The organism is Nocardioides pini (assembly GCF_026712185.1).
Taxonomy (GTDB): Bacteria; Actinomycetota; Actinomycetes; order Propionibacteriales; family Nocardioidaceae; genus Nocardioides; species Nocardioides pini.
This window is the reverse complement of record NZ_JAPPUX010000001.1, coordinates 601825-614065: the sequence shown is the minus strand read 5'-3', so window position 1 is coordinate 614065 and position 12241 is coordinate 601825. Positions and strand designations below refer to the sequence as shown.

General features: G+C 71.3%; 10 protein-coding genes. 4 read left to right on the top strand and 6 right to left on the bottom strand.

Translation table 11 applies throughout. The annotated features are described in order from the left end of the window. Positions 1–11 precede the first annotated feature (11 nt). The 4 genes from NYO98_RS02955 (at position 12) to NYO98_RS02940 (ending at position 6113) form a co-directional block, all read left to right on the top strand. Complete coding sequence (locus tag NYO98_RS02955) at positions 12–1868, top strand: AMP-dependent synthetase/ligase (RefSeq protein ID WP_268110028.1); 1857 nt, start codon at positions 12–14, stop codon at positions 1866–1868. Continuing rightward, positions 1865–2794, top strand: coding sequence for a glycerophosphodiester phosphodiesterase family protein (locus NYO98_RS02950; protein WP_268110027.1), 930 nt, complete (start codon positions 1865–1867; stop codon positions 2792–2794). Before NYO98_RS02955 ends, NYO98_RS02950 begins: the two co-directional genes overlap by 4 nt. Then, positions 2791–3876, top strand: a complete 1086-nt coding sequence (locus tag NYO98_RS02945; RefSeq protein WP_268110026.1) for a hypothetical protein — start codon at positions 2791–2793, stop codon at positions 3874–3876. Before NYO98_RS02950 ends, NYO98_RS02945 begins: the two co-directional genes overlap by 4 nt. Positions 3877–3962: 86 nt before the next feature. Beyond that, entirely contained in the window at positions 3963–6113 is a 2151-nt protein-coding gene (locus NYO98_RS02940) for an MMPL family transporter (RefSeq protein ID WP_268110025.1), read from the top strand. A 32-nt stretch (positions 6114–6145) separates the two neighbouring features. On the opposite strand, the gene map is transcribed toward NYO98_RS02940, so the two are convergent. From map to NYO98_RS02910, 6 genes are all read right to left on the bottom strand, one after another. Further along, complete coding sequence (gene map / locus NYO98_RS02935) at positions 6146–6922, bottom strand: type I methionyl aminopeptidase (protein WP_268110024.1); 777 nt, start codon at positions 6920–6922, stop codon at positions 6146–6148. A gap of 10 nt (positions 6923–6932) precedes the next feature. After that, the gene (locus NYO98_RS02930) at positions 6933–7622 is read right to left on the bottom strand and encodes a hypothetical protein (protein WP_268110023.1); all 690 of its coding nucleotides are present in this window, start codon (positions 7620–7622) and stop codon (positions 6933–6935) included. A gap of 51 nt (positions 7623–7673) precedes the next feature. After that, positions 7674–8906, bottom strand: a complete 1233-nt coding sequence (locus NYO98_RS02925; protein ID WP_268110022.1) for an ROK family transcriptional regulator — start codon at positions 8904–8906, stop codon at positions 7674–7676. 8 nt (positions 8907–8914) lie between these two features. Beyond that, positions 8915–10189, bottom strand: coding sequence for a sugar ABC transporter permease (locus NYO98_RS02920; protein ID WP_268110021.1), 1275 nt, complete (start codon positions 10187–10189; stop codon positions 8915–8917). A 20-nt stretch (positions 10190–10209) separates the two neighbouring features. Next, complete coding sequence (locus NYO98_RS02915) at positions 10210–10986, bottom strand: ATP-binding cassette domain-containing protein (RefSeq protein WP_268110020.1); 777 nt, start codon at positions 10984–10986, stop codon at positions 10210–10212. Positions 10987–11101: 115 nt separating this feature from the next. Continuing rightward, positions 11102–12205 (bottom strand): sugar ABC transporter substrate-binding protein, encoded by a 1104-nt coding sequence (locus tag NYO98_RS02910; protein ID WP_268110019.1) that lies wholly within the window; start codon positions 12203–12205, stop codon positions 11102–11104. Between the last annotated feature and the right edge of the window lie 36 nt (positions 12206–12241).

Genomic DNA, 12241 nt, shown 5'->3' with positions numbered 1-12241 from the left:
AGGAGCCGGAGATGACCGCGACCGAGACCGCCCCCGCCGTCCTGGCAGTGCGTGAGCAGTACGAGGCACGCATCCTCGGGCTGCACATGCCGGCCACCGTGCGGAAGGCCGCCGAGACCTACGGCGACGCACCCGCCTTCTCCGACCGGTTCGACGTTCCCGAGGGCGAGACGTGGTCCACGATCACCTGGACCGAGACGTGGGACCTCACCCGCCGGGTCGCGGCCGCCCTGATCGACCTCGGCGTCGAGCCGGGCGACCCCGTGGCGATCATGGCCGCCAACCGAACCGCGCACACGCTCGCCGACTACGGCGCCATGACGGCTGCCGCCGTCCCGATGTCGATCTACAACACCCTCGCGCAGGACCAGGTCGCCTTCATCGCCGGCGAGTCGCGCCCCGTGGTGGTGGTGCTCGAGGACCACGACCGCTACCAGCGGTGGGAGCGGGCCCTCGACGAGGTCGACTCCATCCGCCACCTGGTGATGCTGTCCGACGCCGACCGCGTCGACGACCCGCGCGTCATGACGTGGGCCGACCTCCTCGCCCGCGGTGACGACACCGGCGCCGTCGACGGGCGGATGGACCGGATCACCCCCGACCTGCCGGCGACGTTCCTCTACACCTCCGGCACGACGGGCAACCCGAAGGGCGTCGTGCTCACCCACCACAACGTGATGTACGAGGCGGTCTCCACCCTCGACGCCGGCGGCCTGCACGGCCCGCAGCGCACGATCAGCTACCTCCCGCTCGCCCACATCGCCGAGCGGATCCTGGCGACGTACGCTCCCCCGTTCCTCGGCAACCACGTGCACGCCATCCCCGACCCCGCGGGCCTCCTCGGCGCACTGGGCGAGGTGCACCCGACCGCCTTCTTCGGCGTCCCGCGCGTGTGGGAGAAGATCAAGACCGGCATCTCCGCCAAGCTCGCCGAGGACCCCGACCCCGCGAACCAGAAGCTCGTCACCGACGCGATGGCGGCCGGACTGGCGTGGACGCAGGCCCACGAGTACGGCCACGAGATGACGCCGGAGGTCGAGGAGGCCTTCCAGAAGGCCGACGAGGCGATCCTCGGCTTCCTGCGCCTGCTGCTCGGCCTCGACCAGGTGCAGTGGGCGGCCAGCGCAGCCGCGCCCATGCCGCTCGAGGTCGCGAAGTTCATGGGCGGTCTCGGCCTGCGCGTGTACGACGTCTACGGGATGACCGAGACGACCGGCGCCTTCACCTCCAACGGCCCCGACGCCTTCAAGCTCGGCACGGTCGGGCGGCCGAACCCCGGCATCGAGGTGCGGCTCGCCGAGGACGGCGAGATCCTCTGCCGCGGGCCGGTCAACACGCCCGGTTACTACAAGCAGGAGGGCGCGACCCGCAGCCTCATCGACGAGGACGGCTGGATCCGCACCGGCGACATCGGCACGGTCGACGAGGACGGCTTCTACTCGGTGGTCGACCGCAAGAAGGAGCTGATCATCACCTCGGCGGGCAAGAACATCGCGCCGTCCAACATCGAGAACTACCTCAAGGAGTCGCCGATCGTCGGGCACGCGATGGCGCTGGGCGACGACCGCTCCTACGTCGTCGCGATCCTCACCCTCGACGGCGAGATCGCGCCGCTGGTCGCGGCGAAGATGGGCGTCGAGTTCACCGACCTCGCCGACCTGTCGACCAAGCCGGAGATCCGTGCGATGGCGCAGGACGCGGTCGACAAGGCCAACGAGCGGCTCTCCCGGCCCGAGCAGGTCAAGGCCTGGGAGCTGCTGCCCGACGAGTGGACCGCGGAGTCCGAGGAGCTCACGCCGACGCTGAAGCTCAAGCGGCGGGTCGTGAGGACGAAGTACGCCGACGTGGTGGACAAGCTCTACGGGTGAGGTCCGACGCTCCGCCCGTGCACGTCTTCGACGCTCCGCCCGTGCACGTCTTCGACGTCGAGGCCCACCGCGGCGGCGCGGGGCTCTGGCCCGAGAACACCCTCGAGGCCTTCGGTCGCGCCCTCGCGCTGGGGGTCTCCACCCTCGAGCTCGACGTCCACCTGACGGCCGACGACGACGTCGTCGTCCACCACGACCCGACCGTCCACGGCGGGCTCGCCGACGCACGGCGGATCCGGGAGCTCACCCGGGCCGACCTGCCGCCCACCATGCCGCTGCTCCGCCAGGTCGCGGCACTCCTCGACGAGCGCGGGGCCGACCCGGTGCGAATCAACCTCGAGATCAAGTACGACGCCCTCGACGCCAGCGGCCTCACCACCCGGGAGGCGTTCGTCGAGCGGGTCGTCGACGCGTTGCACGTGGACGGGCTCGTCGCGCGCACGAGCATCCAGTGCTTCGACTGGGGCGTGCTGCGTCGCGTCGGCGCGGCCGAGCCGGCCCTCGCCCGCAACCTGCTCGTGTCGCCGAAGTACCTCCGCGGCGCCGACGGGGTGGCGTCACCGTGGTTCGACGGGGTCGAGGTCGACGAGGACTTCACGCTGACGGCCGCCCGGCAGGGCTTCACCGCGATCTCGCCCATCCACGGCTCGCCCTTCCGCTCGGGCGTCGGCGACCCGGCGTACCGGCCCTTCGCGACGGCCGCGCTGGTCGACGCGGCGCACGCCGCGGGGCTGGCGGTCGTGCCCTACGTCGTCGACGACGCGCCCACCATGCGGCACCTCGTGCGGCTGGGGGTCGACGGCCTCATCACCAACCACCCCGAGCGCCTCCGCGACGTGCTCGCCGGTGAGGGTCGCGACCTCCCGCCCGCATTTCCCGGTGGCACAGGCAACCTCTCGTCCGTCGGGAGCGTCTCCTCGACATGACCACCTCCCTCCGCGCGGCGTCCCGCGCCACCCTGGTCGCTGCCGCGGGCCTCGGCCTCGCCGCAGCGTTGTCCCCGGCGGCCCCCGCGACCTCGGCGGCCGACACCGCCACCGCCATGAGCAGCCGCCCGGCCCCCACCACCGTCCTCGACGTCCGCGGCCTCGAGCAGGGCGACCCCCCGGCCGTCCGCTGGAGCGAGCGCCGGTCCGGCCGCACCGTGATCCACGGGGCCGGCGGCGCCACCACCCCCGCGCCCAACCGGCTCGACCAGTTCGCACCGATGGGCTCGGGCTACGTGATCCAGACCATCGGTGCGGGCGGCTCGACGACCCGCTGGCTCGGCGCCGACGGCACGAGCGGCGAGCGCTCGTGGAAGACGGGCTACGGACTGGCGGTCTCGGCCCAGGGCAAGGCCGTCGCCTTCTCGGGCAAGGGCGGTCGGGTCTGGTCCATCGACGAGTTCGGCGACCGCGTGCTGCGCTTCAACCCGGTCCCCATCAATGGGAGAGGACGGGCGGTCGCAGTGTTCGGCGAGGACTGCAAGGAGAGCTCGACCAGCAACGGCTGTGCGGTCTACGTCAACGGGTCCCGCCGCGCCTACTACACCTCCTCGCACGGCATCGTCGACCGCGTGCCGCGGCTGCGGCTCACCTCGACCGGGCGCGGACGATGGGTCGGCGGCATCACCTCGCTCAGCGACGCGGGCTCGTGCAGCGCGATGCTCCGCAGCTGGAAGGTCGCGTGGCGCACCTGCGACAACCAGTTCTCCGACATCAGCCCGGACGACCGTCACGTCCTCGGCACCCCGGCGTACGCCGACGGCTTCGGCCCGACCTCGCTCGACGTCCTCTCGACCACCGACGGCTCGGTGGTGCGGTCCTTCACCTCGGCCCGCAACGGCCGCTCGGCGACGTACTTCGACGAGGTCTGGGAGGACGCCGGGCACGTGCTCGTCGTGACCTACCAGGCCGACCGGTGGGCGGTCGTGCGCCTCGGCGTCGACGGGTCCATGGAGTACGCCGTCGCGCCGCGGCGCGGCACGATGGACATCAGGGCGCCGTTCCAGCTCCAGACCCGCTGACCCGGGGACGCCGGGGCGCGACCCGGTCTAGACCTCAGGGCAATTACCGATGCACGATGTCGGACCGTCCTGCTCCACTGGAGCACATGCATCGACAGATCGCAGGCGCACTGACCGGCCGCGTGACGAAGTGGATCGTCCTCGTGGCGGTCCTGCTGCTCACCGGGATCATGGCGACCTTCTCGGCCAAGCTCACCTCGGTCCAGAACAACGAGGCCTCGTCGTGGCTGCCCGAGTCAGCGGAGTCGACCCAGGTGCTCGAGGAGCTGTCCGAGACCGTCGACCCCAACGACATCCCGACGCTGGTGGTCTACCAGCGTGACGGCGGGCTGACCGAGGACGACCTCGCCCAGATCGAGGCCGACGGCCCGGAGATCGCGAAGATCGACGGCATCACCGACGAGGGCGTGCTGACGCCCGGGGCCGCGGAAGCGGCCGCCGCCCAGGGAGCCCCGGTGCCGACGCTGGTCTCCGACGACGGCGAGGTCGCCTACCTCTACTTCGTGCTCAACTTCGGGGCCAACGGCTGGAACGACATCCCCGAGGCCGCCGACGAGATCCGCGACATCGCCACGCTCGACGGCGGGCAGGTCCACCTCGCCGGCTACGGCGGCCAGGCAGCCGACTCCGCCGAGGCGTTCGAGGGCATCGACACGAACCTGATCTTCGCCACCCTCGCCGTCGTGATCGTCATCCTGCTGTTCACCTACCGGAGCCCCATCCTGTGGCTGCTCCCGATCCTCTGCGCCGTGTCGGCCAACTTCATCGCGACCGGCCTGGTCTACCTCCTGGCGAAGTACGCCGACCTCACGGTCAACGGCCAGAGCCAGGCCATCCTCAGCATCCTGGTGATCGGGGCCGGCACCGACTACGCGCTGCTGCTCGTCGCCAGGTATCGAGAAGAGCTCCGCCGTCACGAGGACCGCCACGAGGCGATGGCCTTCGCGCTGCACCGTGCCGCCCCGGCGATCTTCGCCAGCGCGGCGACCGTCGCCGTCGGCATGCTCTGCCTGTCGTTCGCCGACCTCAACTCCACCGCGGGCCTCGGCCCGGTCCTCGCCATCGGTGTCGCCGTCACCATGCTCGTGATGATCACCCTCCTGCCGGCGCTGCTGGTGATCTGCGGCCGCTGGGTGTTCTGGCCCAAGCGCCCCGCCTACCGCAGCGCGGAGCCCACCGCCAACGGCTTCTGGGCCCGCGTCGGTCGCAGGATCAGCCACCGTCCGCGCCGGGTCTGGCTCACGACCACCGGTCTCCTGCTGCTGGCCTGCCTCGGCCTCTTCCGGCTCGACGCGTCCGGGCTCTCGACGGAGGACACCTACACGAAGGAGTTCGACTCCATCAAGGGCCAGAAGCTGCTCACCGAGCACGGCCTGGCCGACAACTCCAACACGATCCAGGTCGTCACCAATGCCGACCAGGCCGCCGACGTCGCGGCGTCGCTGGAGGGCGTCGAGGGCCTCGGCACACCGGGCGAGGTCCAGCCGATCTCCGGCGACCGGGTGTGGTTCGAGGCAACCGTCAACGCCGACATCTCCTCCACGACCGCGGCCGACATCGTGGACGCCAGCCGCGAGGCGGTCCACGAGGTGACGGGTGCCGACGCGGTCGTCGGAGGCGGTGCCGCGTTCTACCTCGACACCAAGATCGCCTCCGAGCGCGACAGCTGGGTCATCATGCCGCTCGTGCTGAGCGTGGTGCTGCTCATCCTGATCGGGCTCCTGCGGGCGCTGGTCGCGCCACTGATCCTGATCGCGACCGTGGTGCTGTCGTTCGGCGCCGCGCTCGGCATCTCGGCGCTGCTCTTCGAGTACGTCTTCGGGTTCGCCGGGTCCGACCCAGGGTTCCCGCTGTTCGCCTTCGTGTTCCTCGTGGCGCTGGGCATCGACTACAACATCTTCCTGATGACCCGCGTGCGGGAGGAGACCGTCACCTACGGCACACGCAAGGGCTCGCTCATCGGCCTGGCCTCCACCGGCGGCGTGATCACCTCGGCCGGCATCGTCCTCGCCGCCACCTTCCTGGTGCTGGGCTCGCTGCCGCTGGTGTTCCTCGCCGAGCTGGGCGTGGCCGTGGCCCTCGGCGTCATGCTCGACACGCTGGTCGTCCGGTCGGTCCTCGTGACCGCGCTCAACCTCGACCTGGGCGGGAAGATCTGGTGGCCGAGCAAGCTCGACTCAGCCGACACCCCGCTCACCGAGAGCGAGACGGAGGCCCCGCTGGAGACCGTGCACTAGGCGGGTCGGCACCAGGCGGGTCAGGTCCGGGGTCAGGCGGAGGGCGCGAGGGTGAGGACCTCCGCGCCGTCCTCCGTGATGGCGATCGTGTGCTCGCTGTGCGCGGTCAGGCAGCCGGTCGCGCTGCGCAGCGTCCAGCCGTCGTCGTCGGTGACCAGCTCGTCGGTGTCGGCCATGATCCACGGCTCGAGCGCCAGCAGGAGGCCGGGGCGCAGCTTGTAGCCCCGGCCCGGTCGACCGTCGTTGGACACGTGCGGGTCCTGGTGCATCGTCGTGCCGATGCCGTGGCCCCCGAACTGCATGTTGATGGGGTAGCCGGCGTCGCCGAGGACGGTGCCGATCGCGTGGGACAGGTCGCCGATCCGGGCGCCCGGACCGGCCGCGGCGATGCCGGCGGCCAGGGCCCGCTCGGTGGTCTCGATCAGCTCGACGCTCCCGGGCGGTCGGCTCTCCCCCACCACGAAGCTGATCGCGGAGTCGGCGGCGACCCCGTCGAGGCGGACCGCCAGGTCGAGGGTGAGCAGGTCGCCGTCCGCGAGCCGCTGGTCGCGCGGGCGTCCGTGCAGCACGGCGTCGTTGACCGCCGTGCAGACGTGGTGGCCGAACGGGCCCCGACCGAAGGACGGCGCGTAGTCGACGTAGCAGGACTCGGCGCCGGCCTCGCGGATCATCTCGGCCGTCCAGCGGTCGAGGTCGAGCAGGTTGGTGCCGACCTCGCTGCGCGCGCGCAGGGTCTGCAGGATGTGGGCGACGAGGGCGCCGGTCCGGCGGGCTCGGTCGACCTGGGCCGGGGTCAGGATCTCGATCATCGCGGGGCCATCATCTCAGCCCCAGCCTCGCACACTGCCGGCGCGTCTCGCCCTCGCACAGGTCGTCGAGGGTGAGGATCCCCTCCGCCACCAGCACCGAGGTGAGGGTGTCGACGGTGACCTCGCGGTCGCTGTAGAGCCAGGACTCCACGCCGTCGACCTCCACGCCCCCCTCGACGGGCTCGTCGGCGAGGTAGGCGACCGCCAGGTCGGCGGCCCGGTCGCTCATCGGTCCCGTCGGGACGTAGGTCATCGACTTCTCGTCCCCGCGCACGACGTCACGGGCGGCCTCCACGTCGGAGCCCGTCCGGCTCGGCACCGGCCCGCTCTCGAGGCCCACGAAGCGGTCCGAGCCCGGGACGAGCTCCCCGAGCGAGACGACCGGCAGGTCGCCGGCGGTGAGGGTGCCGAGGTCGTCGGGGTCCACCGGCACCACGACCACCACGTCCGCCGAGTCGGCCTGGACCTGGCGGGCCTGGCTCTTCTGGGTCGCGGCGTCGCCCTCGGCGTCGTACACGCGCACGCGGCACTCGTCGCAGGTCGACTCCACGCGGTCGGTCAGCCGGTCGACGTCGACGGCACGCGAGGAGGCGTCCGAGCCGTCGGCCACGAGGACCGCGATGGTCGGCTCGTCGCCGACGCAGCCCGACAGCAGCGGGGCGACGACGAGGGCGGCGGCGAGGAGCGGTGCGCGGAACATCCCGAGGAGGTTATCGGCTCGGCCCCGCCGTCACGGCGCCGGCGGCGCCGCTCATCCGGCGAGCCGGGCCCCGACGCCGACGAGCGCCGTGCCCAGGGCGGCCACGGGGTCCACGAAGAGCGGCTCGAGGGCGATCTCCGCGGCCCCCATCAGCGACGAGTCGGAGCCGAGCCCGGGCAGGGTCAGCGTCACCGACTCCAGCGGCGCCGGCAGCGCGCGGTCGGCCAGGCCGGCCTCGACCTCCGGGCCGACGAGCGCGTAGAGCGAGCGGAAGTAGCCCCCGAGCACGACCTGGCGGGGGTTGAAGACGTTGACGATGCTGGCCAGCCCGTGCCCCAGCGCGGTGCCGGTGGCGCGCAGCGCGGGCGACGGCTCGCCGAAGCCGGCGAGCACCTCGTCGAGCTGGGCGACCTTGTCGAGCGGGCAGTGGATGGCCTCGGCGATGGCGTGGGCGCCGACCTCGGTCTCCCAGCAGCCGCGGTTGCCGCAGTGGCACTCGCGGCCCGCCGGGTTGAAGCGGAGGTGGCCCACCTCGCCGGCGTAGCCCCCTGCGCCCTCCAGGCGGACGCCCGCGGTGATGACGCCCGCACCGACGCCGACGTTGCCGGAGACGTAGATCAGGTCGTCCACCCCGACGGCCACCCCCCGGACGTGCTCGGCGAGCGCGCCGAGGTCGGCGTCGTTGGCGATCGAGACCGGCACGTCCAGGCCGAGCGCGGCCAGGACGATGCCGCCGAAGGAGACGTCGTGCCACTCGAGGTTGGGGGCCAGGCGGATGAGTCCGTCGCTGCTGCGCACGAGGCCGGGGACGCTGATCCCGATGCCGACCAGCTGCGCGGCGTCGGGGACCTCCTCAACCACGCAGCGGATCAGCCCGGCCACGGCGGCGCCCACCTGCCAGGCCTCGCCGTCGCTGCGCACGGGCGCCTCCGACCGCTGCAGCACGCGTCCGCCGAGGCCGATGCTGGCCACGACCGCCCGGTCGACCCCGAGGTCCACCGCGATCACGAAGGGGCCCCGGTCGGCGACCCGGACCCCCGCCGACGGACGGCCCGCACCCTGGCGCGGGGTCCCCTCGACCGGGGGGACCCGCTCGGTGATGCCGAGCGCCTCCAGCTCGTTGACGAGCGCGGCGATGGTGCTGCGGTTGAGGCCCATGAGGCCGGTCAGCTCGGCGCGCGAGATCTGACCGGCTCCGTGGACGTGCCGCAGGACGGTCCCGAGGTTGTGGCGACGCGCGAGCTCCTGGTTGGTCCCCAGGCCCGGGCGCCGGCGGGTGGTCACGACCGGCCCTACACGCCGGCGGAGGAGCGGCGGCGGCGCGAGATGGCGTCGACGCTCGCGGCGAGCAGGAGGACCCCACCCGTGACCAGGAAGTTGATGTAGCTCGCCTGGTTGAGCAGACCGAGACCGTTGGGGATGGTCGCGATCACCAGGCCGCCGATCACGCCGTCGATCGCCCGGCCCCGGCCACCGAAGAGGCTGGTGCCGCCGATGACCGCCGCAGCGACGGCGTACAGCAGGACGTTGCCGCCACCGGAGCCCGGCGAGACCTTGCCGACGTAGGACGCCAGCAGGAGACCGCTGATCGCCGCCATCGTGGAGCAGATGATGAAGGCCGCGATCCGGATGCGCGTGACGTTGATGCCGGCACGCCGAGCAGCCTCGGTGTTGCCGCCGACGGCGTAGAGGTGGCGCCCGAAGCGGGTGCGGCCGAGGATGAAGGTCCAGAAGAGCAGGAGGGCGATCACCAGGGGCAGCACCCAGGGGATTCCGCGGATCTCGAGGAAGTTGGGGTTGGGCGAGCGGTTCGCGTTGAGCAGCGCGGTGACGCCGAGCACGATCGCGCCGAGCACGACGATCCGGATGATCACCAGGCCGAGCGGCTTGTGGACCAGGCCCTTGGCGGAGAGCGTGCGGTAGCTCCACAGCGACAGCGCGGCGTAGACGACGACGATCAGGATCGCCGCGATCCAGCCCGCGGTCACCGGCACGTTCTTGATGGAGAGCCCGCGCAGCACCTCGTCGTTGAAGCGCAGCGAGCCGCCGGACCCGATCAGCTTCAGCGGCACGGCCTGCAGGCCGAGGAAGAAGGCGAGCGTGACGACGAAGGACGGGATCCCCAGGAAGGCGACGAGGGAGCCGATGGCCAGCCCGATCACGGCGCCGACCGCGAGGCCGGCCAGCGTCGCGGTCCACCAGGTCCAGTCGTAGTCGATGAGCATGAGGGCGGTGATCGTCGCGGCGGCACCGCCGGCCACACCGGCCGAGAGGTCGATCTCGCCGAGCAGCAGGACGAAGATCAGCCCCATCGCCATCACGCAGATCGAGCCCGCCTGGACGACGAGGTTGGCCATGTTGTAGGTCGTGAGGAACTTGTCGTTGAGCGAGGCGAACAGGACGAAGAGGAAGACGAGGCCGAGGATGGCGGGCAGGGAGCCCATGTCACCGCCACGGAGGCGGTTGACGTAGTCACGGGCGGAGTCGCCGATCGTGGCCGCCTGGCGGTTGTCGCTGTCGAAGCCGCCCGGGGCCGGTGCGGACTGGGTGTCGTTGTCGACGGTCATGATGAGGTCTCCAGTCCTTCTCAGACGGACGCGTTCGCGGGGTTCTCGGAGATGCCGAGGTCGCCGGAGCGTCCGGCGGTGATCAGCTCGACGACCTGGCTGTGGTTGACGTCCTTCGCGGGGACGTCGGCGGCCACGCGGCCGAGGTAGAGCGCGGTGATCCGGTCGGCGACCTCGAAGACGTCGCCCATGTTGTGCGAGATCAGCACGACGCCGAGACCACGGTCTGCGAGGCGGCGCACGAGGTCGAGCACCTGCCGCGTCTGGGCGACGCCGAGGGCGGCGGTGGGCTCGTCGAGCAGCACGACCTTGGAGTTCCAGAGGACCGCCTTGGCGATCGCGACGGTCTGGCGCTGGCCACCGGACAGGCTGGCGACGCTCTGGCGCACCGACTTCACGGTGCGCACGGACAGCGACGCGAGGGTCTCGCGGGCGCGGGACTCCATGGCGATCTCGTCGAGGCCGATGCGCCCCTTCTCCTCGCGACCGAGGAACATGTTCTGGACGATGTCCAGGTTGTCGCAGAGCGCGAGGTCCTGGTAGACGACCTCGACGCCGAGGTGGGCCACGTCACGCGGGCCGTGCACCTCGACCTTCTTGCCGTCGAAGAAGTAGTCACCGCTGTCGCGGCCGTAGATGCCGGCGATGATCTTGACCAGCGTCGACTTGCCGGCGCCGTTGTCGCCGACCAGAGCGGTCACCTGGCCGGGGTAGACGGCGAAGTCGACGTCGTGGAGCACGTGCACCACGCCGAAGCTCTTGTTGACGCCGCGCAGCTCGAGCAGCGGTTGAACCATGGTCCCACTTCCGATCAGCAGAATTTGTTGTACGAGAGGACGGAGGACGACGCCCGGGCCGATGGTCCGGCCCGGGCGTCGTCGTACCGCACGGGTCAGGCTGTCCTGATCAGGATCAGGAGATGCCGGCCTCGGTGCACAGGTCGGCGAACTTGCCGGTGCACACGTCCTCGGCCTTCTGGCCACCGTCGTCGATCACGTCACCGACGTTGTCCTTGGTGATGGCCTGCGGCTCGAGCAGGATCGAGGGGACCTCGCGGCCACCCTCGGTGTCCTCGGTGGTGCCGGTCGTCTCGGCCTCCTCGCCGTTGACCAGGGCGATGGCGGCGTCGGCGAGCGCACCGGCCTCCTGCGTGGCGGACTTGTAGACCGTCATGCACTGGGTGCCGGCGAGGACGTTCTGCAGGCCCTCGACCGTGGCGTCCTGGCCGGTGACCGGGACCTTGCCGGCCTGGCCGTTGCCCTCGAGGATGCTGATGGCCGCGCCACCGAGGCCGTCGTTGGCGGCGAGCACGCCGTCGACCTTGCCGTCCGCCGCGGTGTAGAGCTGCTGGAAGATCGTGGCCGCTTCCTCGTTGTCCCAGTCCGGGACCGCCTGCTCACCGACGACGGTGTAGTTGCTGATCTCGTCGAGCACGCTGTGCGCGCCCTCGGCGAAGAGCGTCGCGTTGTTGTCGGTCGGCGAGCCGTTGAGGTAGACGATGTTCGCCTTCTTGTCGCCCAGGCAGTCCGCGAGGCCCTGGCCCTGGAGCTCGCCGACGACGGTGTTGTCGAAGGAGACGTAGTACTCCGCCGAGCCACCGAGGGTGAGCCGGTCGTAGTCGATGGTCGCCACGCCCTGGGACTTGGCCTTCTCCTGGATGGCGGCGCCCGACTCGGAGTCGAGGTTGACGATCGCGAGCACCGTGACGCCGTTGCCGATCATGGTGTCGGCGATCTGCGTCATCCGCTCGGCGTCACCCTCGGCGTTCTGGATGTCGTAGTCGACGCCCGCCTCGTCGAAGGCCGCCTCGAGGGCCGGACGGTCCGCGCTCTCCCACCGCACCGAGGACTCGGTGTCCGGCAGGATCACGCCGATCTTGCCGCTGCCCTCGGAGCTGCTGCTGTCGGAGCTGCTGCCGCTGTCACTGCCGCTGTCACTGTCGTCGCTGCCGCAGGCAGTCAGTGCCATCGACAGGCCGAGCAGGGGGACGAGAACCAAACTGTGCTTCCGCTTCACGCGAACCGCCTCCTAGCGATCTGTCGTACGTCGGCT

Excerpts from the sequence above, each read along its gene's own strand:
- NYO98_RS02955 (WP_268110028.1), top strand. The coding sequence starts at position 12 with ATGACCGCGACCGAGACCGCCCCCGCCGTCCTGGCAGTGCGTGAGCAG.
- NYO98_RS02945 (WP_268110026.1), top strand. The coding sequence starts at position 2,791 with ATGACCACCTCCCTCCGCGCGGCGTCCCGCGCCACCCTGGTCGCTGCC.
- NYO98_RS02940 (WP_268110025.1), top strand. The coding sequence starts at position 3,963 with ATGCATCGACAGATCGCAGGCGCACTGACCGGCCGCGTGACGAAGTGG.
- map (WP_268110024.1), bottom strand. The coding sequence starts at position 6,922 with ATGATCGAGATCCTGACCCCGGCCCAGGTCGACCGAGCCCGCCGGACC.
- NYO98_RS02930 (WP_268110023.1), bottom strand. The coding sequence starts at position 7,622 with ATGTTCCGCGCACCGCTCCTCGCCGCCGCCCTCGTCGTCGCCCCGCTG.
- NYO98_RS02920 (WP_268110021.1), bottom strand. The coding sequence starts at position 10,189 with ATGACCGTCGACAACGACACCCAGTCCGCACCGGCCCCGGGCGGCTTC.
- NYO98_RS02915 (WP_268110020.1), bottom strand. The coding sequence starts at position 10,986 with ATGGTTCAACCGCTGCTCGAGCTGCGCGGCGTCAACAAGAGCTTCGGC.